This window comes from Micromonospora yasonensis, assembly GCF_026013475.1.
Lineage (GTDB): Bacteria > Actinomycetota > Actinomycetes > Mycobacteriales > Micromonosporaceae > Micromonospora > Micromonospora yasonensis.
This window is the reverse complement of the sequence record NZ_JAPDPH010000064.1, coordinates 1-25,611: the sequence shown is the minus strand read 5'-3', so window position 1 is coordinate 25,611 and position 25,611 is coordinate 1. Positions and strand designations below refer to the sequence as shown.

Genomic DNA, 25,611 nt, shown 5'->3' with positions numbered 1-25,611 from the left:
CCGCCAGACCGGGTCTGGCCCCACCCACCACCGGTCGGACCCGGTACCGGACGCAAGGAGAGACATCATGATCGATGTCACGCTGGAGTCGGTGAGCAAGCGCTTCGCGCGCGCCGGCGACACCGCGGCCGTCGACGACGTCGACATAAGGATCGCCGCGGGGGAGTTCTTCACGCTGCTCGGCCCGAGCGGCTGCGGCAAGACCACCACCTTGCGGATGGTGGCCGGCTTCTACTTCCCCACCTCGGGCCGGATCCGGTTCGGCCAGGAGGACGTCACCAACCGGCCGCCGAACAAGCGCGACACCGGCATGGTGTTCCAGAACTACGCGCTCTTCCCGCACCTGACCGTCGCGCAGAACGTCGCGTACGGGCTGAAGATCCGTAAGGTCGGCCGGGCCGAGTCGAAGCGGCGGGTGGAGGAGGCGCTGGGCCAGGTGCACCTGGCCGGGTACGGCGACCGGCGGATCGACCAGCTCTCCGGCGGCCAGCAGCAGCGGGTGGCGCTGGCCCGGGCCCTGGTCATCCGGCCCCGTACCCTGCTGCTCGACGAGCCGCTGTCCAACCTCGACGCCAAGCTGCGCGAGGAGACCCGGGTCGAGATCCGCCGGATCCAGCGGGAGGCCGGCACCACGTCCATCTACGTCACCCACGACCAGGCCGAGGCGATGGCGATGTCCGACCGGATCGCCGTCATGGAGTCCGGCCGGGTCCAGCAGATCGGCGCGCCGCAGGAGATCTACCACCGGCCGGCGAACGCGTTCGTGGCCCGGTTCATCGGCCGCAGCAACGTGCTCAGCCTGCCGGTCGCCGCCGCCGGCCCGGAGACCGTCACCGTGGCCCTGCCCGGCGGCGAGCAGGTGGCCGTGGCCGCGCCCGCCGAGCACGGGCTGGGCGAGGGCACGACCGCGCTGGTCTCCGTGCGGCCCGAGCACATCGGGCTCACCTCGGCCACCGGGGCCGGTGCCCTCAGCGGCCGGGTGACCGAGCTGGAGTTCACCGGCATGGCCACCAACCTGGTGGTCGACGTGGCCGGCGAGCCGGTGCAGGTCGCGGCGATCGACGTCCCGGCCGGGCTGGCCGCCGGCGACCAGGTCGGGCTGCGGCTGCCGGTGGAACGGATGTGGGTGGTGCGGCCATGAGCACCATCCCTGCCACCCCGAGCGCGGCCACCGTCCCGCCGGCCACCGGGGACCCGGCGCCGCCGCGGGCTCGCCGGTCCCGGCGGTTCACCGTCGGCGCCAACTCGCCGTGGTTCCCGTACCTCCTGGTCTTCCCGCTGGCGCTGATCCTCTTCGGGTACGTCGTCCAGCCGATGTTCGCCACCTTCGCCGAGAGCGTCGGGGTGGACGGCCTGGCGAACTACACCACCTTCCTCACCGGCGACGGGGTGGCGCGGTCCGCGCTGGTCACCTCGCTGGTGATCTCGGCGGCCAGCGTGCTGCTCTGCGGCATCGTCGGGGTGGCGATGGCGTTCCTGCTCAAGCGCTTCTCGTTCCCGGGCCGCCGGCTGATCGAGGCGATCATCCTGGTGCCGGCGGCGCTGCCGCCGCTGATCGGGGCGATCTCGTTCCAGCTGCTCTACAGCGGGACCGGCATCCTGCCGCGTGGCCTCCAGCACCTGTTCGGCACGGAGAACCCGGTGCTGCCGTTCAGCGGCATCGCCGGGGTGCTGGTGGTGCACACCTTCACCATGTACCCGTTCTTCTACCTGGCCACCTCCGCGGCGCTGGTCGGCATGGACCCGTCGGTGGAGGAGGCCGCGTACAACCTGGGCGCCGGCCGGGTCCGGGTCTGGCGCACGGTGCTGCTGCCGATGCTCACCCCGGCGCTGGTCTCCGCCTCGCTGCTGGTCTTCATGACGTCGCTGGCGTCGTACACGGCCCCGCTGCTGTTCGGGGTGGACCAGACGATGACCATGCAGATCTACATCAACCGCACCAACGGCGACCTGCCGATGGCCTCCACGTACGCCTCGGTGCTCGGTGTGGTGTCGGTGCTGTTCCTGCTCGGCATGCGCTGGTACGAGGGACGGCGCAGCTACCGCTCCCAGTCCAAGGGCATCGCCGCGCACCGCCGGGAGATCACCAACCCGTTCGGCCGCTGGCTGGCCCTGCTCGCCTCGGTGCTCGCCACCGTGGTGCTGCTCGCCCCGGTGGGCACGATCGCCCTGGTGGCGTTCTCGCAGGACGGCTCCTGGACGACCGAGGTGATCCCCTCGGCGTACACCATGCGGAACTTCGTCACGATCCTCACGGACCCGGAGGCGTACCGGCCGATCGTCAACTCGCTGCAGATGAGCGTGATCGCCACGGTCGGCTGCGTGGTGGTCGGCGTGCTCATCGCGTACGCGGTACGCCGGCTGGACTTCCGCGGTCGCGGCCTGCTCGACGTGGCGGTCATGCTGGCCTGGGCGCTGCCCGGCACGGTGGTGGCGATCAACCTGATCTCGGCGTTCAGCACCGGCAACGCGTTCAGCCTCGGTCAGGTGCTGATCGGCACCTTCTGGATCATGCCGCTGGCCTACTTCGTGCGGTTCCTGCCGCTGGTGTTCCGCTCCAGCTCGGCCACGTTGGCCCAGCTCGACCCGTCGCTGGAGGAGGCGGCCCGCAACCTCGGCGCGTCCTGGTGGCGGGCGTTCGGCACGGTCACCCTGCGGCTGATGCTGCCGGGCGTGCTAGCCGGCGCGCTGCTCGCCTTCGTGCACGGCGTCGGCGAGTTCGTCGCCTCGGTGCTCATCTACACCTCGGAGACCGCACCGATCTCCGTCGAGATCAACAACCGGATGTACTCGTTCGAGGTGGGCACCGCCGCCGCGTACGGCATGCTCCAGATCGTGCTGATCTTCGTGGTGATGGTGGTCTCCGGGCGGCTGGAGAGCGGCCCGAAGGCCAGCCGGGAGGCGGCGCGGTGGACGGCGTGACCGACCGGTGGCCGGCGGGCGGCGGGCTGCTCCCCGCCGCCCGGATTCCCGGCGGCGAGCTGGCGGCCGTCGCCGCGGCGGCGGACTTCGCGGTGCTCCCCGTCGGCGCGGTCGAGTGGCACGGCCCGCACCTGCCGCTCGGCACCGACCTGATCCTCGCCGAGGGCTTCGCGGGAGAGAGCGGCGCCGGGGCCGCCGGGCCGCGCGGAGTGCTGTTCCCCGCCGTCGCGTACGCGGCCTGCCCGGGGCAGACCCGGCCCTGGCCGGGGACGGTGGCGATCCGGCCGGAGATCGCGGTCGGCTACCTCGCCGACGTGATCGAGGGGATCGTGACCGCCGGCTTCCCCCGGCTGCTGGTCGTCAACGGCCACGACGCCAACATGTCCACCGTCCGGGCCGCCATGGAATGGGTCTCCGGCCGGCGTACCGCCAGCCTGCTGCTGGTCAACTGGTTCCAGCTGGTCACCCCGGCCGAGACCGCGGAGATCTACGGCGAGCCGCCGGCCCGCGGCCACGGCGGCGCGTACGAGACCTCCGGGGTGCTCGGCTTCGACCCCGGCGCGGTACGCCTCGACGCCGCCACCGACCTGCCACCGAGGCCCAAGCTGCCGGTGAATCACCCGTACGTGCTGGTCGAGTCCCGTCCCGACCCCTGGCAGGGCTGGTCCGGGCACATCTCGTTGGCCGGCGAGGAGGCCGGCCGGACGGTCCGGGCGCTCGCCGCCGAGCGGCTGCGGGAGATCGTGGCCGCCTGGGTGGCCGCCCCGCCGCCGTCCCCGCCCACCGCCGACCCGCTGCCCACCGGGGGTGAGTCATGACCGTCGACCGAGGACTGGACGTCGTCGACTTCCACCTGCACTTCCGGATCGGCGCCGACGAGACGATCCACGCCTGCGAGCAGGCTGCCGGCATGCACCCGGGCGGCGAGCACGAGCGGGCGGTGCGCGCCGCCGGCTCGGCCCCGTACGCCCGCCAGTGGCGTCAGGCGTGGGGCTTCCCCGACCCGGAGCCGCCCGCCGATCGCTGGCAGGACGAGGCGGACCGCTGGGCCGCGGAGCTGCGCACCGAGGGCATCCGCCGGGCCGTCTTCGTCACCGGCGGCGGCAACGACACCCTCGCCGACGTGGTCGACCGGCATCCCGACCTGCTGCTCGGCTTCGCCCATCACGACCCGTACGGCCCGGACGCGGCGCGGGAACTGGAACGCGCGGTGACCGAGCGCGGCCTGCGCGGGCTGAAGCTGTTCGCCCCGCTGCTGCGGGGCCCGCTGGACCACGAGGACCTGGACCCGCTCTGGGGCACGGCCCAGCGCCTCGGTGTGCCCGTCCTGGTCCACATCGGGCACTACGGCAGCGCCGGCGGCCTCAGCTTCGGGCGGTACGGCGGCCCGGACGAGCTGGCCCGGATGGCCCGCCGCTTCCCCGAGCTGACCGTGGTGGTGCCGCACTTCGGCGTGCAGCACGTGCAGGAGCTGTTCTTCGCCGCCTGGGGTTGCCCCAACATCCACGTCGACACGTCCGGCTCGAACCAGTGGGTGCGCTGGATGCCGTACAAGCTGACGCTGGAGGACCTGTTCCGCCGCTGCTACGAGACGATCGGGCCGCACCGGATCGTCTTCGGCAGCGACTCGTCGTGGTTCCCGCGCGGCTACGTCACCCGCTACCTCGACGACCAGCTCCGGGTCTGCCGCGAGCTGGGCATGCCCGACGACCACCTCCGCGCGATCTTCGCCGGCAACGCCGAACGACTGCTCGGCCTGACCGACTGACCGGCCGAACCCCGCAGGGCGGCCCCGACCGGGTGCCCGCGGACTGGAAGGGAACCCCGATGAGCACACCCGCGCTGACCACCTACCAGCGGCACCACCTGGCGCCCACGTACGACCACCACGTCGGCCACCTCTACCCGGCGATGGTGCGCGCCAGCCAGGCGCACGTCGTGATGCTGACCGAGCAGGGACTGATCCCCGCCGAGCGGGGTGCGCGGCTGCTGCGCGGGCTGGCCGAGCTGCGCGCCGACACCACCCCGGCGCCCGCCTACGACGGCAGCTTCGAGGACACGTACTACCTGCTGGAGAAGCGGCTCGCCGCGGCGTGCGGCATCCCGACGTCCGAACTGGACGTGCAGATGGCCCGCAGCCGCAACGACCTGGACGCCGGGGTGTTCCGGATGTTGCTGCGCGACCAGCTCCTCGGCGTGCTGGACCGGGTGCTCGCCACCGGGCGGACCGCGCTGGACCGCGCCGACCGGTACGCGGACGTGGTCATCACCGGCTACACCCACCGCCGGCCGGCCCAGCCCACCACCATCGGGCACGCCCTCGCCGGGTACGCCGAGGCGCTCGCCGGCGAGGCGGCCGCCTACGCCGACCTGATCGACCAGCTCAACGTCTCGCCGCTGGGCTCCTGCGCGTTCGCCGGCACCGACCTGGAGATCTCCTCGGCCCGGGTGGCGGAGCTGCTCGGCTTCGCCGGCCTGGTGACCAACTCCTACGAGGCCGTCGCCGGCGCCGACCACCTCGTCCGCGTCGGCACCCTGAACGCGCAGGCGTTGGCCACCGGGGCGCGGCTGGCCCGCACCCTGATGGACTGGCTGAGCTGGAACTGGGTCACCACCCCGGCCGACTTCACCCAGGGCAGCAGCATCATGCCCCAGAAGCGCAACCCGGTGGTGCTGGAGCACCTGGTCTCGTACGCCGGCGCGGCCGCGGCGGACGCCGCCTCGGTGCTCAACAACGTCGGTGCCGCCTGGTGGGAGGACTCCAACAACGCCACCACCGACGTGCAGGTCCGGCTCTGGGAGAGCAACGACCGGGCGGAGCGCTTCTTCGCCCTGGTCGGCGGCTTCCTCGCCGAGCTGGAGCCGCTGTCGCCGCCGAGCCGGGAAGAGATCGTCGCCTCCGGCGCCACCACCACCGCGGCGGCCGACGCGCTGACCCGGCACGGGGTGCCGTTCCGGGCCGCGCACTCGGTGGTCGGCCGGCTGGTCCGGGCCGGTGCGCCGGACACCTGGACCGCCGAGGGCGTCCGGGCCGCCGCCGGCGGGCTCACCGGCCCGCTCGACGACGCCGCGGTCGACGACCTGATCGCCGCCGCCGTCCGTCCCGACCTGGTCCTGAACCGGGCGCAGGCGGACGGTCCCGGGGCCGCCGCGGTCCGCACCCAGGTGGGCACGCTGCGCGTCGCGTTCGACGCGCTGGCCGACCGGTTGGCGGCGGTACGCGACCGCCTCGGCCGGGCCGACGAGGCGCTGGACGCCGTCGCCGCCGAGCTGGTGGCCCGGTGAGCGTGCCGCTCTCGAGGCCTCCCGCGGCCGGCAGCCACACCGACGGGCTGCTGCTCGGCATCGACTTCGGCGGCACCAAGATGGCCGTCGGGGTGGCCGACGCGCAGGGCCGGCTCCTCGCCCACCGGCGGGTCCCCACGTACGCCGACCGAGGCGCGCCGCAGGCCCTGGAACGGGCGCTGGACCTCGCCGCGGAACTGCTCGCCGGGGTCGGTGGGCTGCTCCTCGCCGCCGGGGTGGCCTCGCCCGGCGTGGTCCGTCCGGACGGCATCGACCTGGCCCCCAACGTGCCCGGCTGGGAGCGGCTGCGGCTGGCCGACGCGGTCCGGGACGCGCTCGGCGTCGCCCGGGTGGCGGTGGACAACGACCTGAACGCGGCCGCTCTGGCCGAGCTGCGGCTGGGCGGGTTGCGCGACGCGGACCCCGGTCTCGTCGTGGGGATCGGCACCGGCGTGGCGGCGGCCGTGACGGTCGGGGGCGCGGTCGTGGCCGGACATCGCGGGGCGGCCGGCGAGATCGGGTACGCCGTGGCCGGCGGCCCCTGGCCGGGCACCATGCTGGAGCTGGACTTCTCGGGCCGGGCCCTGGACCGCCTCGCCGAGGAACTCGGCGTACCGGACGGGGCAGCCGGGCTCGCCGGCGCGGCAGAACTCCCCGGGCCGGCGCGCGACGCGCTGATCGCCCGCGTCGACGAGCTGGCCCGTCACCTGGTCACCTGCTGCCTGCTGCTGGATCCGCAGCGGGTGGTGCTGGTGGGCGGGGTGACCCGCAACGCGCTGATTCGTGGGCTGCTGGTCGACCGGCTCACCGAGGTGCTGCCGCACCGGCCCGACGTGGTGTTGTCCCGGTTCGCCGACGACGCCGCGCTGCTCGGCGCGCTTACCCTGGCCCGCGAGGCGGTGCCCGCGCCCCGCTGACCGGCCCGGCCAGTGGATCTTGGTGAACGTCGGCTCAGGCCGGGCGGTGGGCGCGCAGCATCAGCGACACGCCCGGCCACCCCCGGACCGGGAGGTACCGCTCGGCCATGACGACCACGCGCAGGCCGAGGTTGACCAGCGGGTGCGGCTCGTCCAGGTCACTGCCGGCGGACCGGCGGCGCCACCAGGCGGCGACCGGCCGGAGCAGCACGTTCCAGCTCCACAGCTCGTCGACGACCAGGCCGGCCTTCTCCACCACCGCCCGCAGCCCGGCGTGGTCGTACCGGCGGACGTGCCCGACCGCCACGTCGTGGGCCGACCAGAGCCGCAGGTCGGCCGGCACGGCGATGAGCGCGGTGCCGCCCGGGCGCAGGACCCGGCGGACCTCGGCGGCCGCGAGGTGGTCCTCGTCGACGTGCTCCAGGATGTCGAAGGCGACCACCAGGCCCAGCCCGGCCGAGGGGAGCGGCAGGTGGCGGGCGTCGGCCCGGACCACGTCCAGCCCTCGCTCCCGGGCCACCCCGGCGCCCTCCGCGCTGTACTCCAGGGCGAGCGGCCGCCAGCCGTACGCCCGCAGCACCCGGGTGTTGCCGCCGCCGGCCGCACCGACGTCGAGCGCCCGCTCGGGGCGCACTCCGGCTGCCGCCAGCCGGCGCAGCTCCCGGCCCAGCAGGACCCGCCGCTCCCGGTACCACCAGTGGGTGTCCTCGAGCGCGGCGAGCTTGCGGATCTCGGTCGCTTCCACGGGATGCTCCTCGACGGCTGCCGGCGGCCCCCACCCTAGCGGCCGGCGCGGCAGCCGGCCGGACTTCCCGCCAGCACCCCCGCAACCGGGGCTGAGACGGGCTCGGGGCCCGCGTCCTGAGCGGACAACGGACCCCGACGACGCCGTCAGCTGGTCAGACCCGCGTGAAGACGAGAGCCACGTTGTGGCCCCCGAAGCCGAACGCGTTGTTCAGCGCCGCGGGGATCTCCAGGTGGCGGGCCTTGTGCGCGGCCACCTCCAGGGTGAGACCCTCGTCCGGGTCGTCCAGGTTGATCGTCGGAGGTACGACGCTGTCGCGGATGGCCAGGATGGTGGCGATCGACTCCAGCGCGCCGGCCGCGCCGAGCAGGTGCCCGGTCATCGACTTGGTGGCCGACAGCACCGGGTGGTCGCCGATCGCCTTGCGCAGCGCGCCGATCTCCAGCATGTCGCCCACCGGCGTGGACGTGGCGTGCGCGTTGACGTGCACGATGTCCGTCTTCGCGATGTCCGCGTCCGCGACCGCCTTGGCGATGGCCCGGATCGCGCCCTCGCCCTCGGCGTGCGGCTGCACGATGTCGTACGCGTCCGAGGTGATTCCGGCGCCGGCCAGGCGGGCGTACACCCGGGCGCCGCGGGCGGCGGCGTGGTCGGCGCGTTCCAGGACCACCACGCCCGAGCCCTCACCGAGCACGAAGCCGTCGCGGCCCTTGTCCCACGGCCGGGAGGCCTTCTCCGGCTCGTCGTTGCGGGTCGACATGGCCCGCATCGAGGCGAAGCCGGCGATCGGCAGCGGATGGATCACCGCTTCGGTGCCGCCGGCCACCACCACGTCGGCCCGGCCGGAGCGGATGATGTCCAGGCCGAGCGCGATCGCCTCCGCGCCGGTCGCGCACGCACTGGCCATCGAATGCACCCCGGCCTTGGCCCCCAACTCCAGCCCGACCCAGGCGGCCGGACCGTTCGGCATCAGCATCGGCACGGTGTGCGGGGAGACCCGCCGCGGGCCGGACGCCTCCAGGATGTCGTCCTGGGCGAGCAGGGTGGTGGCGCCGCCGATGCCGGAGCCGAGGCTGACCGCCAACCGCTCCGGGTCCAGCCCGGAGTCGGCCAGCCCGGCATCGGCCCAGGCCTGCTGCGCCGCGATGATGGCGATCGCCTCCGACCGGTCCAGCCGGCGCAGCTTGACCCGATCCAGTACCTCGGACGGATCCACCGCGAGCTGGGCGGCGATCCGGACAGACAGTTGCCCGGCCCACTCCTGGGTGAGCGCACTCACCCCGGAGCGGCCGGCGAGCATGGCGTCCCAGGTCGACGCGACGTCCCCGCCGAGCGGGGTCGTCGCGCCGAGCCCGGTGACGACGACGTCGGGGCGACTCATGATCAGGACTGCGCCTCGATGTAGCTGACGGCGTCCCCGACGGTCTTCAGGTTCTGCACCTCGTTGTCCGGGATCTTGACGCCGAACTTCTCCTCGGCCGCCACCACGACCTCCACCATGGAGAGCGAGTCGACGTCGAGGTCATCGGTGAAGGACTTCCCCTCGGCCACGTCGTCCGGGTTCACCCCGGCAACCTCTTCGAGGATCTCGGCGAGGCCGGAGGTGATCTCGTCACGGGTCATTGCGATTGGTTCCTCTCATCGGGATTCCTGACGGTCGGCGGCGCCGGCCGTCGATCCTCGGCGCGTTCGCGCCCGAGGGGGTCTCAGGGGCAGCGGACGACCTGACCGGCGTAGGTCAGGCCGCCGCCGAAGCCGAACAGCAGCACCGGGGCGCCCGAGGGCACCTCGCGCCGCTCGACCAGCTTGGACAGGGCCAGCGGGATGCTCGCCGCCGAGGTGTTGCCGGACTCGACGATGTCCTTCGCGATGATCGCGTCGGGGATGTTCAGCCGCTTGGCGATCCCGTCGATGATCCGGGCGTTGGCCTGGTGCGGTACGAACGCGGCCAGCTCCGACGGGTCCACCCCGGCCTGCTCGCAGGCCCGCAGCGCCAGCGGCGCGAGCGCCGTGGTGGCCCAGCGGAAGACCGCCTGCCCCTCCTGCGCGATGTACGGCCGCCAGCCCTCGATGCGGACCGCGTCGCTCTTCTCCGGCACCGAGCCCCAGACCACCGGTCCGACCCCGGCCGGCTCGCCCTCGGCCGCCGCCGTGACCACCGCGGCCCCGGCGCCGTCGCCGAAGATGATGCAGGTCGAGCGGTCGGTCCAGTCGGTGAAGTCGGAGAGCTTCTCGGCGCCGATGACGATCGCGTTGCGGGCCGCGCCGGCCCGGATCGCGTGGTCGGCGGTGCCCAGGGCGTACGCGAAGCCCGAGCACGCGGTGTTGATGTCGTACGCGGCCGGGGCGGCGATGCCCAGCTTGGCGGCGACCCGGCAGGCCACGTTCGGGCTGCGGTCGACCGAGGTGCAGGTGGCCACCACGACGAGGTCGATGTCGGCGGCGGTCAGGCCGGAGCTGGCCAGCGCCTTGCCGGCGGCCGCGGTGGCCATGTCGGCCACCGTCTCGTCGCCGGCGATCCGCCGGGTGGCGATGCCGACCCGATCCCGGATCCACTCGTCGTTGGTGTCGACCAGCTGGGCCAGCTCGTCGTTGGTGACCACGCGCGAGGGCTGGTAGTGCCCCATCGCGACGATCCTGCTTCCGGTCATCAGTGCTTACCTTCCGTTCGCGATTGCGGGACGCTGTGCCGGGCGATCAGGTCCCGCGCGGCCGGCAGGTCGTCGGGGGTGTTCAGGGTGACGATCTCGGGCGCGCCCTCGCCCTTGAGCTCCCGCTTGACCAGGCCGGCCAGGGTGCCGGCCGGCGGCAGCTCGAGCACGCCGGTGACGCCCAGGTCGGCCAGGGTACGCATGCACAGGTCCCAGCGAACCGGGGCGGTGACCTGGCGGACCAGCCGCCGCACCAGCTCCCGCCCGTGGTCGACCGCGGTGCCGTCCAGGTTGGAGAGCAGGGTCCGGACCGGGTCGGCCGGGGTGATCCCGGCGGCCACGCCGGCCAGGGCGGCCTCGGCCGGGGCCATGTACGGCGTGTGGAACGCGCCGGCCACCTTCAGCCGGGTGACCCGCGCCCGGGCCGGCGGCTCGGCGGCGAGCTTGTCCAGCCCGTCGAGGGCGCCGGCGGCGACGATCTGGCCGCTGCCGTTGCGATTGGCCGGGTACAGCCCGTGCGCCTCGATCGCGGCGACCACCTCGTCCGGGTCGCCGCCGAGCACGGCGGCCATCCCGGTGGGCTCCAGCGCGCAGGCGGCGGCCATCTCCCGGCCGCGTACGCCGGCGAGAGTCACGGCCGCCTCGGCGGGGAGCACCCCGGCCAGGGCCGCCGCGCCCAGCTCACCGACGCTGTGGCCGGCGACCAGCGCGACGTCGTGCATCGGCAGCTGCTCGGCCGCGAGCAGCGCGGCCGCGACGAGCAGCGGCTGAGTGCGGGCGGTGTCCTTGATCTCGTCCGCGTCCGCCTCGGTGCCGAGGTGAACCAGGTCGACCCCAGCCAGCGCGGACCACTGGCGCAGGCGCGCCTCGGCGTCGGGGAGGTCGAGCCACGGGGTCAGGAACCCGGGTTTCTGCGAACCCTGTCCGGGGGAGAGTACGGCGAGCACGTTTACGACTCTGACGGATACTCGCGGGTCGCGCTGTAACGCAAGGCACCAAACCGCACTAGAAGCTTTGGAGGATCCCTACAAAGATCGGCGGCGATCATCACTCGTTTGTGACGTTTTCCGGCTGGCTGGGCTCAATGTCTGGCTCGGGACGGGTGCGACGGCCGGGACCGCCGGGTCCAGCCTACCCACCGTAACCGCCACCTGCAGGGCGAACGCGTCCCGGGGGGCGAGCGGCGAGAAACCGGTCACCTCGGCGACCCGCTTGAGTCGGTAACGCACCGTGTTCGGGTGCACGAAGAGCGCCCGGGCGGCGCTCTCCAGCGTGCCTCCGGCGGCGAAGAAGGCGTCCAGCGTCTCCAGCAGCTCGCCCCCGGCGCGGACCAGCGCCGCGTACACGTCGTGGCGCAGCCGCCGCCGGGCCTCCGCGTCGCCGGCCAGGGCCCGCTCCGGCAGGAGGTCCTCGGCGGGCACCGGGCGCGGCGCGGTCGGCCAGGCCGGCGCCGCCCGGAAGCCGGCCAGCGCGGCCCGCGTCGAGTCCGTCGCCTCGTCCAGGCTGGGCACCGCCGGACCCACCACCACCGGCCCGTCCCCGAACGCGGTCAGCAGCTTCTCGGTCGCCGCCACCGGGTCCGGCGCCCCGCCCAGGACGATCACCAGGCGGTCGCCGTGCACGCCGCCGATCACCTCGACCCCGATCCGGCGGGCCTGCCGATAGACGGTGTGCAGCACGGCGGCCACCTCGCCGCCGGGGGAGCGGCCCACCGCCACCGCCACCGGGGGCGCGTCCGACCAGCCGAGCGCCGCCGCCCGGCTGGCCAGCACGTCCGGCGAGTCGCCGCGTAGCAGCGCGTCCACCAGCAGCGCCTGGAGCCGGGCGTCCCAGGAGCCGCGGCTCTCGGCGGCGCGGGCGTACACCCGGGCGGCGGCGAAGGCGATCTCCCGGGAGAAGCGGAGCACCGCCTCCCGCAACGACTGCTCCTCGCCCTTCACCGCCAGGTGGCCGACCTGCTCCTCGACCACCTCGATGGTCACCTTGATCAGCGCGACGGTCTGCTGGAGGCTGATCGACCGGGCGAGGGCCTGCGGCGCGGCGGCGAACACCTCGTCCGACACCTCCTGGGTGCTGTCCGTCGCGCCGCCGCCCTGCCGCAACCACTGCACCAGCGAGCGCACACCCGCCTGGGCGACCAGCATGACCCAGGAGCGTTGGTCCGCCGGCAGCTCCCGGAACCACGGCAGGGACTCGTCCATCCGGGCCACGCTGGCGGTGGCCAGCGCGCCCGCCGCCCGCTCGATCCGGCGCAGGGTCGCCGACAGTTCGGTACCGCCCGGCTCGCTCACCGTCCTAGCCTGACATGCCCTGATCAGGGACTCCACCCGAGGGCGGCCGCCTCCTCCGGCCTCGACGCCGGACCGCCCACCCTCGCGCCGGACGATCTCCACGGGTACGCGCCGTCCACCCCGTCGGGCCCGGCCAGTACGGTGTCAGGGCACGTCGGGGCGACCGCCCTACGGGCGATGGCGAACGTGAGGAGACCGGGATGGCGCAGGGGGAGGCCGAGCACGGCTGCGCCCAGGGCGAGCCCTGCCGGCTGGGAGGCCACCACGAACAGCCGGCGTCCGCCAAGCACCCGCGCCGGACGGGGGTGACCCATCCGGCCGAGCCGACCGCCGGGCGCGGGCCCGAGCGCGGCGACGAGGAGCCGCCCGCGCCCCGGCAGCGGGCCGTCGAGCCGGTCCTGCCGGCCGTGCCCGAGCCGGTGCCGGCGCAGGGCTGCCGCAGCGAGCTGCCCGGCTGGGCCGGCGGGCACCGGCACGGCGCGGTCCGGCCGCGGAGCCGGACGATCCGCCGGGAGAGGCCACCCCGCCGCTGGTGCTGACCCGGCGCCGGCCCGGGTTTGGGGCTAGCGTGAGCAGGGTGAAGGCGATCGCGATCGACGCGTACGGGCTGCCCGAGCGGCTCACCCTGCGCGAGCTGCCCACGCCTCCGGTCGGGCCGGACACCGTCCTGGTGCGGGTCCGCGCCGCCGGGGTGAACCCGGTCGACTGGAAGATCCGCGAGGGCCGCCTCGCCGCCGCCATCCCCAGCCACTTCCCGCTGGTACCGGGCTGGGACGCGGCCGGCGTGGTCGAGGCGGTGGGCCCGGCGGTGACCGGGTTCGCCGTCGGGGACGAGGTGATCGGCTACGTCCGGCGCGACCACCTCCAGTACGGCACGTACGCGGAGCTGGTGCCCGCCCCGGAACGGTGCCTCGCCGACAAGCCGGTGCAGGCGTCCTGGGTGGAGGCCGGCGGCCTGCCGTTGGCCGGGCTGACCGCGTACCAGGCGTTGCAGCTGGCCCGGACGGGCGCCGGCGACACCGTGCTGGTGCACGGGGCATCCGGCGGGGTCGGGCACCTGGCGGTGCAGCTGGCCCGGGCGCTCGGCGCCGACCGGGTGATCGGCACGGCGAGCGAGGCCAACCACGACTTCGTCCGGTCGCTTGGGGCCGAGCCGGTCAGCTACGGCGACGGCCTGCTGGACCGGATCCGCACGGTCGCGCCCGACGGGGTGGACGTGGCGCTGGACCTGTTCGGCGGCGACGCGCTGGACGTCTCCGCCGAGGTGCTGGCCCGGCCGGCGCGGCTGGTCTCCACTGCCGACCCGGAGCACGTCACCCGGCTCGGCGGCAGCTATCTCTTCGTGAAGCCGTCCGCCGCGGACCTGAGCGTGCTGGCCGGGCTGGTCGACGCCGGCCGGCTGACCGTGCAGGTGGCCCGGACCTTCCCGCTGGCCGAGGCCGCCGAGGCGCAGCACCTGGTGGCGGGCGGGCACGTCCGCGGCAAGGTGGTCCTGGAAGTCTGACCGGCCGGGCTCAGCGGGTGCGGCGGCGGACCAGCAGCGCGATGCCGGCGAGGCCGCCGGTGATGACCACCATCACCCCGACGTTGAGCAGCAGCAGTCGCTGCAGCTCGCCCATTGCCGCGTCGATGTCCTGCACCGGGTCCAGCGACTCCTCCGGGATGACCCGCTCACCGCCGCCGATGCCGCCGCTGAGCGTGTCGTACTGCCGCTCCAGCGGCACGCCGGCGGCCCGCAGCGCCTCGGACATGGTCAGCCGGCCGTAGAACCAGCCGGCCCGGGTCTTGCTCAGGTCGGGCTGCTTCGCCGGCCGGTAGACGCGGGGGCCGCCCTTGGCGAGCGGGTAGAGGTCGTAGGTCTTGGTCGGCGTGCCCGCGTAGATCAGAACGACCGTGTACTTGGGACCGAGGTCCTCCGCCTTCGGCCCGCGCTGCTGGCCGGTGGCCCCCAGCCACTTCACCTGGTCGACGACGGCGTTCACCTCGGCCGGGTGCTTGTCGGCGCGCAGTTGCAGCGGCTCGTCCAGCTTGTCGCCGGTGATGTCCACTCCGGCCGGTGCGAGCTTGGGCTTGGGCGCCGCCTGGGCGGCTGCCGGGCCGGCCAGGGCGAACGCGCAGGCGGTCGCGATCACCGCGCCCGCCACGGCTACCAGCAGCCGCCTCACCTTCCGGACCATCGCCGCCTCCTCGCCCCGTTCGATGGCTGGCTTCCGCTGCAGGTCACGATGGATCGGCCGACGGTGGTGGCCGTGCCCGAACATCGGGTGCCCACCTCAAAGACTCCGCAGAACGTCGCTCGGTTGCAGCTGCTGGAAGAGTTATTGGAACTATTTGCGATCTGTGGCCGACTAACCGAGCGGCCGTTGATCAGCGGCCGGATAGTACCCGGACGGAGGGGTCGATGGGGGGCACGATCGCCCGTGTGGCACGCACCTGGTCGGTGGTTCTCGCGGTGGCACTCGGTGCGTCGGTGCTGCTGCCCGCCGCCCCTGCCGCCGCGCACAATTCGTTGACCGGCAGCGATCCCAAGGACGGGTCCCGGGTGGCGACCGCACCGGAGCGAATCGAGCTGCGCTTCTTGGCCACGCCGGCCCCGGATACGACGAAGATCACAGTCACCGGGCCGGACGACGCACCCGCCGCGTCGGGCGCGCCGACCTTCTCCGGCAAGCGGGTGAGCGTGCCGTTCACCCCGGGCCCGCCCGGCGTCTACACGGTCGCGTACCAGCTCGGCTCGGCCGACGGCCACCCGGTCAAGGGCGAGCTCAGCTTCACCCTGACCACCGGCGCGGCCGCCACCAGGTCGGCCGCGCCGCCGACCACGGCCCCGACCACCCCGGCGGATCCGCCGACCACCCTGTCGACCACCCCGGCGAGCCCCGTGCCCGCCGCGTCCCGGTCGGCCGACGGCGGCACGGGTTGGTGGTGGGCGACCGGCGCCGTGGTGGTGGTGCTCCTCGCGCTGGGCGGGGGGCTGCTGCTGCGCCGCCGCGCCGCCCACGGCTGAACCGCAGCGCTCCACCGAAGGGCCCGCCGGACAACCGGCGGGCTCTTCCGCGATGTGCGGTCAGACCAGGCGCACCCGGGCGGCGCGCAGCCGGGTCAGGGTGGGCTCCCGGCCCAGCACCTCGAGGGACTCGAAGAGCGGCAACCCGACCGTACGGCCGGTGACCGCGACCCGGACCGGGGCCTGCGCCTTGCCCAGCTTCAGCCCGCGCTCGGTGCCGACCGCCTCCAGGGTGGACTTCAGCGACTCGGCGTCCCACGACTCCAGCGCCTCGAACGCGGCGATGGCCGCGTCCAGCAGCTCGGCCGCGCCCTCCTTCATCGCCTTCGCCCAGGCCGCCTCGTCGATCAGCGGGTCGGCCAGGAAGAGGAAGTCGACGTTCGGCACGATCTCGCTGAGCACCGCGATCCGGGTCTGCGCCAGCGGGGCGACCGCGGCGAACGCCGCGGCGTCGAACTCCTCCGGCTGCCACGGGGGCGGCGCGATGGTGCCGGTGCCGGTCAGCCACGGCTTGCACTCCGTGATGAAGTCCTCCACCGGCAGCGCCCGGATGTACTCGCCGTTGAACGCGCGCAGCTTCTTCTCGTCGAAGAACGCGGGGGACGGGTTCACCGCCTCCAGCCGGAACTCCTCCTCGATCACCGACCAGGGGACGATCTCCCGGTCGCCGGAGGGGGCCCAGCCCAGCAGCATCAGGTAGTTGCGCATCGCGTCGGCGAGGTAGCCCTCGTCCCGGTACGCCTCCAGGGCGACCTTGTCCCGCCGCTTCGACAGCTTCTGCCGCTTCTCGTTCACCACCACCGGCACGTGCGCCCAGACCGGCGGCTTGACGCCGAGCGCGTCCCAGAGCAGCTGCTGCTTCGGGGTGTTGGGCAGGTGCTCCTCGGCCCGGATCACGTGGGTGATCCCCATGGTCATGTCGTCGACCACGTTGGCGAGCAGGAACACCGGGGAGCCGTCGCCGCGGGCGATGACGAAGTCCTCGATCAGCTTGTTCTCGAAGGTCGGCTCGCCGCGGATCAGGTCGACCACCACGGTCTCGCCCTCGTCCGGCGTACGGAAGCGCAGCGCCCGCCCCTCGCCCGGGCCGAGGCCCCGGTCCCGGCAGAAGCCGTCGTAGCCCTGGTACTGCGAGCCGGTACGCGCCTGCACGTCCTCCCGGGTGCAGTCGCAGTAGTACGCCCGGCCGCTCTCGTACAGCCGCCGCGCGGCGGCACGGTGCTCGCCGGCGTACGACGACTGGAAGTACGGGCCCTCGTAGCTGCCCCGCTCGATGCCGATCCAGTCGAGCGCGGACAGGATGCCCTCGGTCCACTCGGGCTTGTTGCGGGCCGCGTCGGTGTCCTCGATGCGGAGCACGAACACCCCGCCCTGCTGCTTGGCGTAGATCCAGTTCTGCAGGGCCGAGCGGGCGCCGCCGACGTGGAACATACCGGTCGGGGAAGGGGCGAAGCGTACACGTACCGTCACGTCCCCCAGCCTACGGCCGACGACGAGCGGATTCCGCGAGGGGGCGGTCAGGGCACCGCTTTGATCTTCAGGACCAGGGCGCTGCCGAGCAGGGTGACCGCGGCGGTGACCGCGTACAGGGTGGGGTAGCCGCCCAGGTGGACCACGATCGGGGCGGACAGCGCCGGGCCGAGCACCTGGGGCGCGGAGTTCGCGATGTTGATCACCCCGAGGTCCTTGGCCCGGTCGGTGGCGGCCGGCAGCACCTGGGTGATCAGCGCCGCGTCCACCGCCAGGTAGACGCCGTAGCCGGCGCCCAGCAGCAGCGCGGCGGTGACCGCCATCGGCCAGGTCGGCGCCGCCGCGAGCAGCGCCGCCGCCACCGCCATGATCAACCCGGAGACGATCACGAAGACCTTGCGCCGGCCGGACCGGTCGGAGAGCCGGCCGGACACCACGGCCGTCAGCATCATGCCGAGCGTGTAGAGCAGGATCAGCACCAGTAGCGCGCCCTCGGGGTCGGCGACCCGTACCCCGTCGGTGAGGAAGTAGAGCAGGTAGAGCGTGCCGAGGGCGTTGCCGGTCTGGACCAGGAACCGGGTGAACCAGGCCCAGGCGAAGTCCGGGTGCCGGCGCGGGCTGACCCACATCGAGGCCAGCAGCGCGCGCCACCGCAGCGCCGGCCGGTGCTCCCGGGGCAGCGGGTCGTCCTCGGTGAGCAGCGCGAACGGCAGCGAGAGCAGCAGCACCGCGAGCGCGATCGCCGCGTACCCGGCGGCGTTGCCGGCGACCACGGCGGTGACCAGCACCGCCCCGACCACCAGGCCGAGCGCCTGCGGGATGCCCACCCAACCGGAGACGCCGCCGCGCTGGGCGACCGGCACCCGGTCCGGGATGGCGGCGGTGAGGCTGGCCAGCATCGCGTTGAAGCAGACCTGGGCGGCGACCCAGCCGACCGCGACGCCGGCGATGGTGTCCTGCCGGGCCAGCAGCACCAGGGCCAGCGCGCCGAGCACCGCCCCGGAGGCGGTCCAGACGTGCCGGCGGCCGAAGTGCCGGTTCGCCAGCCGCAGCACGGTCCGGTCGGAGAGCGCGCCGGCGAGCGGGTTGGCGAGGACCGCGGCGAGCGCGCCGAGGCCGGTGACGACCGCGAGCATCGCCTCCTTGTCGCCCGGCGCGATCCGCTCGATCTGCTGCGGCAGCAGCACCTGGATGGGGGTGAAGAAGGCCATCCAGACGCCCAGGTTGGCCGCGAAGATCAGCGCGATCCAGCTCCGCCGGACCGGCACGGCCGGCTCGGCGAGTGCCGCCGGCAGGGCGGCCGGCGTCGGGTCGACGGTGGTCACGGCCGCACGACCTGGTCACGGAACCAGGCGTACGAGGACTTCGGGGTACGCCGCTGGGTGGCGAAGTCGACGTGCACCAGGCCGAACCGCTTGGTGAAGCCCTCGGCCCACTCCCAGTTGTCCAGCAGCGACCAGACGAAGTACCCGGTCACGTGCACGCCCGCGTCGATCGCCTCGCGGACCGCCCGGAGGTGCCCGTCCAGGTACGCGATCCGGTCCGGGTCGTCCACCCGGCCGTCGGCGTCGGGCCCGTCGTCGTACGCGCACCCGCTCTCGGTGACCTGGATCGGTGGCAGCGCGTCGCCGTACCGGTCACGCAGTTGCCGCAGCAGGTCGCGCAGGCCGTCCGGGACCACCGGCCAGTCGAAGGCGGTCCGCGGGTAGTCGTCCAGCGGCGCGATCTCGAACGGCAGCGGCGAGCCCTCCTCGGCGGCCCGGATGCCGGTCGGGTTGTAGTAGTTCACCCCGAGCACGTCGATCGGGGCGGCGATCACGTCGAGGTCCCCGTCCCGGATCAGGGCCTGGTCCAGGCCGAGTTCCTCGGGATAGCCGAGACCGAGCAGCGGATCGGTGAAGAGCCGGTTGTGCAGCGCGTCGTACGCCGCCCCGGCGGCCCGGTCGGCGTCGGTCTCCCCGGCCAGGCGGACCGGGGAGTAGTTGTTGGCGATGGCGACCGGGGTGCTGCCGCGGGCGCGCAGCGCGGAGACCGCGAGACCGTGCCCGAGCAGTTGGTGGTGGGCCACCGGGAAGGCGTCGAAGAGCAGCATCCGGCCGGGGGCGTGCACCCCCATCCCGTGCCCGAGGCTCATGTGGATGAACGGCTCGTTGAGCGTGATCCAGAGTTTCATCCGGTCGCCGAGGCGGGCGGCGACCAGGTCGGCGTACTCGGCGAAGCGGGCGGCGATGTCCCGGTCGAGCCAGCCGCCGGTGTCCTCCAGCGCCTGCGGCAGGTCCCAGTGGAAGAGCGTGGCCACCGGGTCGACGCCGTGACCGAGCAGCTCGTCCACCAGCCGGTCGTAGAAGTCCAGCCCGGCCTGGTTCGCCGGGCCCCGCCCGCTCGGCTGCACCCGGGGCCAGGCGATCGAGAACCGGTACGCGGAGACCCCGAGGCCGGCCAGCAGCGCGACGTCCTCGGCGTACCGGTGGTAGTGGTCGCACGCCTCGTCGCCGGTGCTGCCGTCGGCGATCCGGCCGGGGGAGTGGGCGAAGGTGTCCCAGATGGACGCTCCCCGGCCGTCGGCGGTCGCCGCTCCCTCGATCTGGTAGGCGGAGGTGGACACCCCCCAGCGGAAGCCGGCGGGGAACTCGGGCATCGGCCGGTGCGTCATTCGCCCTCCCTCAAACGCGAAGCGTGTTCGCGACTCTAGGGCGCGGAGCGCCGCCGGTCCATAGGCCCGGAAAGGTAGGCGGCACAAGGCTTTTCGGCGTGTCTTTTTCCGAACCCGTCCAGGTAAGTCCGATTTACACATAGAGTGCCGAATATCGCGGATGTGGTTTAAGTGGGGGAAAGACAAGATGATCCTCGTGGAACGCAGTGCGCACGTGATGGCGCCGGTGGAAGCGGTCTGGGACGTCGTGCAGCGGGCCGAGCAGTTGCCGGCCTGGCTGGCGGGGGTCCGCGCGGCCGAGGTCCTCTCCGGGGAGGGGTTTGGCCGGCGACAACTGGTCCAGGCCGGGCGCGGCGCGGCGCACGAGGCCGAGGTGATCGCCTACCAGGAGCCGACCCTGATCGGGTGGCGCGAGCGGGCCAAGGGCGCCGGTGCCCGGGCCGAGGCGCGCACCGAGATCTACGTACAGCTGACCCCGGACGAGGAGGAAGGCGGGACGGTCGTGCGGCTCATCGTCGTACGGTGGCCCGCCGGGCCGGTCAAGGCCGCCCTGCTCCGGCTCGGCCTGCGTCGGGTCGGCGCCGACCTGGAGGACTCGCTGGCCCGGCTCACCGACCTGGCCGCCGTCGGCTGACCGGAGCCGGTCCCGGCGTCGCCCGCGATGGTGATGGTCCGGCGTTCCCGCCAGGAACGCCGGACCATCGTCGACTCCGCCGCCGTCAGCCGGCCCGCACGAGCGTTGCCAAGATCCACACGCTCTCCCCGAAAGTGCTGTCTCCCGGCCTCGTGAGCCAGCACTTTCCCTGAAATTGCGGCGCGGCGGCGACGTCGCCGCCGCCGTTGCGGATCTTGGGGGTACGGAGACGACGAAGGGGCCCGGCGCGGGTGGCGCCGGGCCCCTGTCGTACCGGATGGGTCAGCTGTCGCCGCCGGTCTCGCCGACCGGGGCCGCGTTGACGTCGTCCAGCGCGTACTTCTTGGCGGCCTCGGCCGGCACGTGGGCCGGCACCGCGCCGCGGAGGGCGAGCTGGCGCAGCGTCGCGACCGCCACCGACTCGGCGTCGACGTGGAAGTGCCGGCGCAGCGCGTGCCGGGTGTCCGACATGCCGAAGCCGTCGGTGCCGAGCGAGGTGTAGTCGCCCGGTACCCAGCGGGCGATCAGGTCCGGTACGGCGCGCATCCAGTCGCTGACCGCGACCTTCGGCCCGTCGGCGTCCGCCAGCTTCCGCTGGACGTACGGGACCCGCTGCTCGGCGCCCGGGTTGAGCAGGTTGAACTCCTCGCACTCCACCGCGTCCCGGCGCAGCTCGGTCCAGGAGGTCACCGACCAGACGTCGGCGGCCACCCCCCAGTCCTCGGCGAGCAGCCGCTGTGCCTTGAGCGCCCACTGCATGCCGGTGCCGGAGGCGAGGATGTTCGCCTTCGGCGCGTCCCCACCGACCTGCGGCGCGGGGGAGTAGCGGTAGATGCCCTTGAGGATGCCCTCGACGTCCACGCCCTGCGGCTCGGCCGGCTGGAAGATCGGCTCGTTGTAGACGGTGAGGTAGTAGAAGACGTTCTCCTGCGCCTCGCCGTACATCCGGTGCAGGCCGTTCTCCACGATGTGCGCGATCTCGTACGCGAACGCCGGGTCGTACGCGACCACCGCCGGGTTGGTGGCGGCGATCAGCAGCGAGTGGCCGTCCTCGTGCTGGAGTCCCTCACCGTTGAGCGTGGTCCGGCCGGCGGTCGCGCCGAGCAGGAAGCCCCGCGCCATCTGGTCGGCCGCGGCCCACAGCCCGTCGGCGGTCCGTTGGAACCCGAACATCGAATAGAACATGTACATCGGGATCATCGGCTCGCCGTGGGTGGCGTACGAGGAGCCCGCCGCGGTGAACGAGGCGACCGAGCCGGCCTCGTTGATCCCCTCGTGCAGGATCTGGCCGCCGGTGGCCTCCTTGTAGGACAGGAACAGGTCCCGGTCGACGGAGGTGTACCGCTGGCCGTGCGGCGAGTAGATCTTCGCGGTCGGGAAGAGCGAGTCCATGCCGAAGGTACGGGCCTCGTCCGGGATGATCGGCACCCAGCGCTTGCCGAACTCCTTGTCCTTCATCACGTCCTTGAGCAGGCGGACGAAGGCCATGGTGGTGGCCACCTTCTGCTTGCCCGAGCCGCGCTTGACGTCGGAGAAGCGCTCGCTGCCCGGGATCTGCAGGGCCTTGCCGTTGGGCCGCCGGGACGGCAGGTAGCCGCCGAGCTGCTTGCGCCGGTCGTGCAGGTACTCGATCTCCTCGGACTTCTCGCCCGGGCGGTAGTACGGCGGGAGGTAGGGGTTCTCCTCCAGCTGCTTGTCCGGGATGTCCAGGTAGAGCCGGTCGCGGAAGAGCTTGAGGTCCTCCAGCGTCAGCTTCTTCATCTGGTGGGTGGCGTTGCGGGCCTCGAAGTGCGAGCCCAGCGTCCAGCCCTTGATGGTCTTGGCGAGGATGACCGTCGGCTGGCCGGTGTGCTCCATCGCCGCCTTGTAGGCCGCGTAGAGCTTGCGGTAGTCGTGGCCACCCCGCTTGAGGTTCCAGATCTCGTCGTCGCTGAGGTGCTCGACCATCTTGCGGGTGCGCGGGTCGCGGCCGAAGAAGTGCTCCCGGACGTACGCCCCGGACTCCGCCTTGTAGGTCTGGTAGTCACCGTCGGGCGTGGTGTTCATCAGGTTGACCAGCGCGCCGTCGGTGTCCGCGGCGAGCAGCGGGTCCCACTCCCGGCCCCAGACCACCTTGATGACGTTCCAGCCGGCGCCCCGGAAGAACGCCTCCAGCTCCTGCATGACCTTGCCGTTGCCCCGGACCGGGCCGTCCAGCCGCTGCAGGTTGCAGTTGATCACGAAGGTGAGGTTGTCCAGCTCCTCGCGGGCGGCCACGCCGATCGCGCCGAGCGACTCGACCTCGTCCATCTCACCGTCGCCGAGGAACGCCCAGACGTGCTGCTGGGAGGTGTCCTTGATGCCGCGGTGGTGCAGGTAGCGGTTGAACCGGGCCTGGTAGACCGCGTTGATCGGCCCGAGGCCCATGGAGACGGTGGGGAACTCCCAGAAGTCCGGCATCAGCCGCGGGTGCGGGTACGACGGCAGGCCGCCCCCCGGGTGGGAGAGCTCCTGCCGGAAACCGTCGAGCTGGTCGGCGCTGAGCCGCCCCTCGAGGAAAGCCCGCGCGTACATGCCGGGGGAGGCGTGGCCCTGGTAGAAGATGTGGTCGCCGCCGCCCGGGTGGTCCTTGCCCCGGAAGAAGTGGTTGAAGCCCACCTCGTAGAGCGAGGCGGAGCTGGCGAAGGTGGAGATGTGGCCACCCACGCCGATCTCCGGACGCTGCGCCCGGTGCACCAGCATGGCGGCGTTCCACCGGATGTACGCCCGGATCCGCCGCTCGATGTGCTCGTCACCCGGGAACCACGGCTCGCGCTCCGGCGGGATGGTGTTGATGTAGTCGGTGGTGGTCAGGGACGGCACCCCGACCTGGCGCTCGCGGGCCCGCTCCAGCAGGCGCAGCATGACGTACCGGGCGCGCTTGGTTCCGCGCTCGTCGATGACACCGTCAAGCGACTCGACCCATTCGCTGGTCTCTTCAGGGTCGATGTCCGGAAGCTGGCTCGGCAGACCAGCGGTGATCACCGGGCGCTTGCGTTCCGTAGCCACAGGCGTTCCCTCGGTTCTGTGTGGGATAGGTCTCTAGCGCCATCCTGCCCCCTCGTGCCGCTCGCCGTCACGTCTCCCTCCCCCAGACGCGACGCTGAACACAGGTACCCGCCAGTAACTTGGTGCCGGCGCTAGGTGCGCCGGACCGGCCGGGCTGGACCCCGTCCGGTTACCCTGCGGCCATGCGGCGGCAACCGGGCGGCGGTGGGGACTGCGGCGGCGGGGGCGGATCCTGAGGCGTTGCGGCAGAATGCGCCGTATGCGCAGTGAGGTGATCAGCGTCCAGACCGGGACCGGGCCGGCCGTCCGGGACATCACCAGCGAGGCCGAGCGGTTCGTCGCCGGCCAGGGCGACGGCCTGCTGCACGTCTTCGTGCCGCACGCCACCGCCGGGCTGGCGATCATCGAGACCGGCTCCGGCTCCGACGACGACCTGCTGCGGGCGATCGACGACCTGCTGCCCGCCGACGACCGGTGGCGGCACCGGCACGGCTCGCCTGGGCACGGCCGGGATCACGTGCTGCCCGCCTTCGTCCCCCCGTACGCGACCCTGCCGGTGCTCGGCGGTCGCCTCCAGCTCGGCACCTGGCAGTCGATCTGCCTGGTCGACACCAACGGCGACAACCCCACCCGGAAGGTCCGCCTCTCCTTCCTCCCCGGCTGAGGCGCCGGCCGAAGACCGCAGGTCAGGCCAGCAACCGGCGCAGCTGGGCCGGAGGTCAGCCGCGCCCGGCGCGGCCGGACCCGCTGCTCGACGTGGCGGTGCTGCGCCGGCGTTGCCACCCGCCCGGCCGGTGTGCCGGAGCGATTACCCCATGATCAACAGTCGAGCTGTTTAACTGTTGAGTGCAAGTAGGCTGTGAGTCGTGGCGCACCCGAATCTCTCCACCGGCCCCGATCGGGGCGACCGCTCCGGCCTGGCCGGCGACACCGTGCGCCGGATCCTGCACATCGCCGCCGCCATCCGGCACTACCAGGACGTGGAGATCGCCGCACTGGGGCTGACTCCGGCGGCCGCCCGCGCCCTGCACGAACTCGACCCGGACCGCCCGCTACCCGGCCGGGACCTCGCCGAGCAGTTGGGCTGCGACCGGTCCAACGTCACCGCCCTGGTGGACAAGCTCGAGCAGGCCGGACTCGTGGAGCGGCGGGTCGACCCGGCCGATCGGCGGCAGAAGACGCTCGTGGTGACCGACGCCGGCCGGCGGGTCCGAGACCGGGTGCACCAGGTCGTGTCGGACTCCCGACTCCTTGACGGCCTCGGCACCGACGAGCTCGCCAACCTGCGTGAGCTGGTCTGGAAGGTCTCCGACGGCGGCTGCCCCGAGCAGTGCGGGGAGGACTGAGCACCCCCGGGCGGAACGTGTCCGGGTGGGCGACGTGGCCCCTCGTCGGTAATGCTGTCCGACGTGACCACCCCGCAAGATCTCGACGACCGGTTCCGGGCGGCCCTGGGCGAGCTCGGCGCCCCCGCTCAGCGGCGTGACCTGGGTGAACCGCTGCCCGACGGCGGGCAGCTGAGCGGCGCGCAGGCGCTCGCCCTCTTCGACGCCCAGGTGACCAGCCGGCTGCTGGACCTGGCCGGGCGGTGGCTGCGCAGCTTCGGCGAGGGGTACTACACCATCGGCTCGGCGGGGCACGAGGGCAACGCGGCGGTGGCCGCGGCGCTGCGACCCACCGACCCCGCCCTGCTGCACTACCGCTCCGGGGCCTTCTACTGCCTCCGGGCCGCCCAGGCGGCCGGCGACTTCCCGGCCGGGGCGACCCCGGCAGCCCCGACCGGTGCCGGCCCGGACGACACGACCGGCGGCGGCCCGGACGTGAGCCCGGACGACACGACCGGCGGCGATCCGGACGTGAGCCCGGATGCCGCGACCGGCCGTGGCCCGGATGTGATCCTGGCGGCCCCGGCCGACGCGGCCCGGGACGGCGTCGGGGCCGACGGGCTCACCGGACCCGACGAGACCGGCGGGGACGATCCCGGCCGGACGGCCCGCATCCCGGACCCA

23 protein-coding genes and 1 pseudogene are annotated in these 25,611 nt (G+C 73.4%); 13 read left to right on the top strand and 11 right to left on the bottom strand.

Translation table 11 applies throughout. The annotated features are described in order from the left end of the window. The first annotated feature begins 67 nt into the window (after positions 1–67). From ONA70_RS15660 to ONA70_RS15635, 6 genes are read left to right on the top strand one after another with little or no spacing between them, the layout of a single operon-like run. Positions 68–1,141 (top strand): ABC transporter ATP-binding protein, encoded by a 1,074-nt coding sequence (locus tag ONA70_RS15660; RefSeq protein ID WP_265007160.1) that lies wholly within the window; start codon positions 68–70, stop codon positions 1,139–1,141. Then, a complete protein-coding gene (locus ONA70_RS15655) occupies positions 1,138–2,922 on the top strand; it encodes an ABC transporter permease (protein WP_265007159.1) in 1,785 nt (594 codons plus the stop codon). The genes ONA70_RS15660 and ONA70_RS15655 overlap by 4 nt, the downstream gene beginning before the upstream one ends. Continuing rightward, positions 2,919–3,740: a creatininase family protein gene (locus ONA70_RS15650; protein WP_265007158.1), complete on the top strand. Its 822-nt coding sequence runs from the start codon at positions 2,919–2,921 to the stop codon at positions 3,738–3,740. The genes ONA70_RS15655 and ONA70_RS15650 overlap by 4 nt, the downstream gene beginning before the upstream one ends. Then, a complete protein-coding gene (locus tag ONA70_RS15645) occupies positions 3,737–4,690 on the top strand; it encodes an amidohydrolase family protein (protein ID WP_265007157.1) in 954 nt (317 codons plus the stop codon). Before ONA70_RS15650 ends, ONA70_RS15645 begins: the two co-directional genes overlap by 4 nt. Positions 4,691–4,749: 59 nt before the next feature. After that, the gene (locus ONA70_RS15640) at positions 4,750–6,207 is read left to right on the top strand and encodes a lyase family protein (protein ID WP_265007156.1); all 1,458 of its coding nucleotides are present in this window, start codon (positions 4,750–4,752) and stop codon (positions 6,205–6,207) included. Beyond that, positions 6,204–7,124: an ROK family protein gene (locus ONA70_RS15635; protein WP_265007155.1), complete on the top strand. Its 921-nt coding sequence runs from the start codon at positions 6,204–6,206 to the stop codon at positions 7,122–7,124. The genes ONA70_RS15640 and ONA70_RS15635 overlap by 4 nt, the downstream gene beginning before the upstream one ends. 34 nt (positions 7,125–7,158) lie before the next feature. Here the strand turns inward: ONA70_RS15635 and ONA70_RS15630 are convergent, their stop codons facing one another. The 6 genes from ONA70_RS15630 to ONA70_RS15605 form a co-directional block, all read right to left on the bottom strand. After that, complete coding sequence (locus ONA70_RS15630; RefSeq protein WP_265007154.1) at positions 7,159–7,869, bottom strand: class I SAM-dependent methyltransferase; 711 nt, start codon at positions 7,867–7,869, stop codon at positions 7,159–7,161. Positions 7,870–8,023: 154 nt separating this feature from the next. After that, positions 8,024–9,250 (bottom strand): beta-ketoacyl-ACP synthase II, encoded by a 1,227-nt coding sequence (gene fabF, locus ONA70_RS15625; protein ID WP_265007153.1) that lies wholly within the window; start codon positions 9,248–9,250, stop codon positions 8,024–8,026. A 2-nt stretch (positions 9,251–9,252) separates the two neighbouring features. Then, on the bottom strand, positions 9,253–9,492 hold the full coding sequence (locus tag ONA70_RS15620; protein ID WP_074474691.1) for an acyl carrier protein: 240 nt from the start codon (positions 9,490–9,492) through the stop codon (positions 9,253–9,255). Positions 9,493–9,575: 83 nt separating this feature from the next. Continuing rightward, positions 9,576–10,520, bottom strand: coding sequence for a beta-ketoacyl-ACP synthase III (locus tag ONA70_RS15615; protein WP_265007152.1), 945 nt, complete (start codon positions 10,518–10,520; stop codon positions 9,576–9,578). After that, positions 10,520–11,467 (bottom strand): ACP S-malonyltransferase, encoded by a 948-nt coding sequence (locus tag ONA70_RS15610; protein WP_265007151.1) that lies wholly within the window; start codon positions 11,465–11,467, stop codon positions 10,520–10,522. Before ONA70_RS15610 ends, ONA70_RS15615 begins: the two co-directional genes overlap by 1 nt. A 78-nt stretch (positions 11,468–11,545) precedes the next feature. Next, positions 11,546–12,847 (bottom strand): PucR family transcriptional regulator, encoded by a 1,302-nt coding sequence (locus tag ONA70_RS15605; RefSeq protein WP_319957326.1) that lies wholly within the window; start codon positions 12,845–12,847, stop codon positions 11,546–11,548. A 164-nt stretch (positions 12,848–13,011) separates the two neighbouring features. On the opposite strand from ONA70_RS15605, the gene ONA70_RS15600 reads away from it, so the two are divergent. Further along, positions 13,012–13,350, top strand: coding sequence for a hypothetical protein (locus tag ONA70_RS15600; protein WP_265007150.1), 339 nt, complete (start codon positions 13,012–13,014; stop codon positions 13,348–13,350). Between the two features lie 38 nt (positions 13,351–13,388). Further along, positions 13,389–14,315, top strand: a complete 927-nt coding sequence (locus ONA70_RS15595) for an NADP-dependent oxidoreductase (RefSeq protein WP_265007149.1) — start codon at positions 13,389–13,391, stop codon at positions 14,313–14,315. A gap of 10 nt (positions 14,316–14,325) precedes the next feature. Here ONA70_RS15595 and ONA70_RS15590 read toward each other — a convergent pair whose 3' ends face one another. Beyond that, positions 14,326–14,988: a hypothetical protein gene (locus ONA70_RS15590; protein ID WP_265007148.1), complete on the bottom strand. Its 663-nt coding sequence runs from the start codon at positions 14,986–14,988 to the stop codon at positions 14,326–14,328. Between the two features lie 245 nt (positions 14,989–15,233). Here ONA70_RS15590 and ONA70_RS15585 point away from each other — a divergent pair, with 245 nt between their 5' ends. Next, a complete protein-coding gene (locus ONA70_RS15585; RefSeq protein ID WP_265007147.1) occupies positions 15,234–15,818 on the top strand; it encodes a copper resistance CopC family protein in 585 nt (194 codons plus the stop codon). 60 nt (positions 15,819–15,878) lie between these two features. Here the strand turns inward: ONA70_RS15585 and gltX are convergent, their stop codons facing one another. The 3 genes from gltX to ONA70_RS15570 are packed head-to-tail and all read right to left on the bottom strand — an operon-like array spanning position 15,879 to position 19,941. Beyond that, positions 15,879–17,288 (bottom strand): glutamate--tRNA ligase, encoded by a 1,410-nt coding sequence (gene gltX, locus ONA70_RS15580; RefSeq protein ID WP_265007146.1) that lies wholly within the window; start codon positions 17,286–17,288, stop codon positions 15,879–15,881. Positions 17,289–17,335: 47 nt separating this feature from the next. Further along, positions 17,336–18,613 carry an MFS transporter gene (locus ONA70_RS15575; RefSeq protein WP_265007145.1) on the bottom strand — a complete coding sequence of 426 codons (1,278 nt, stop codon included), beginning with the start codon at positions 18,611–18,613 and terminating at the stop codon, positions 17,336–17,338. Continuing rightward, the gene (locus tag ONA70_RS15570; RefSeq protein ID WP_265007144.1) at positions 18,610–19,941 is read right to left on the bottom strand and encodes a GH1 family beta-glucosidase; all 1,332 of its coding nucleotides are present in this window, start codon (positions 19,939–19,941) and stop codon (positions 18,610–18,612) included. Before ONA70_RS15570 ends, ONA70_RS15575 begins: the two co-directional genes overlap by 4 nt. 187 nt (positions 19,942–20,128) lie before the next feature. Here ONA70_RS15570 and ONA70_RS15565 point away from each other — a divergent pair, with 187 nt between their 5' ends. Then, positions 20,129–20,575, top strand: a complete 447-nt coding sequence (locus ONA70_RS15565) for an SRPBCC family protein (RefSeq protein ID WP_046570642.1) — start codon at positions 20,129–20,131, stop codon at positions 20,573–20,575. A 282-nt stretch (positions 20,576–20,857) separates the two neighbouring features. Here ONA70_RS15565 and aceE read toward each other — a convergent pair whose 3' ends face one another. Beyond that, positions 20,858–23,602 (bottom strand): pyruvate dehydrogenase (acetyl-transferring), homodimeric type, encoded by a 2,745-nt coding sequence (aceE, locus tag ONA70_RS15560; protein WP_319957320.1) that lies wholly within the window; start codon positions 23,600–23,602, stop codon positions 20,858–20,860. 259 nt (positions 23,603–23,861) lie between these two features. Between aceE and ONA70_RS15555 the strand changes: the two genes are divergently transcribed. From ONA70_RS15555 to ONA70_RS15545, 3 genes and pseudogenes are all read left to right on the top strand, one after another. Next, positions 23,862–24,266: a YjbQ family protein gene (locus ONA70_RS15555; RefSeq protein WP_265007143.1), complete on the top strand. Its 405-nt coding sequence runs from the start codon at positions 23,862–23,864 to the stop codon at positions 24,264–24,266. Between the two features lie 202 nt (positions 24,267–24,468). Next, positions 24,469–24,948: a MarR family winged helix-turn-helix transcriptional regulator gene (locus ONA70_RS15550; protein WP_265007142.1), complete on the top strand. Its 480-nt coding sequence runs from the start codon at positions 24,469–24,471 to the stop codon at positions 24,946–24,948. Positions 24,949–24,999: 51 nt separating this feature from the next. After that, positions 25,000–25,611 (top strand): annotated as a pseudogene (locus tag ONA70_RS15545) (transketolase); the annotation flags it as partial.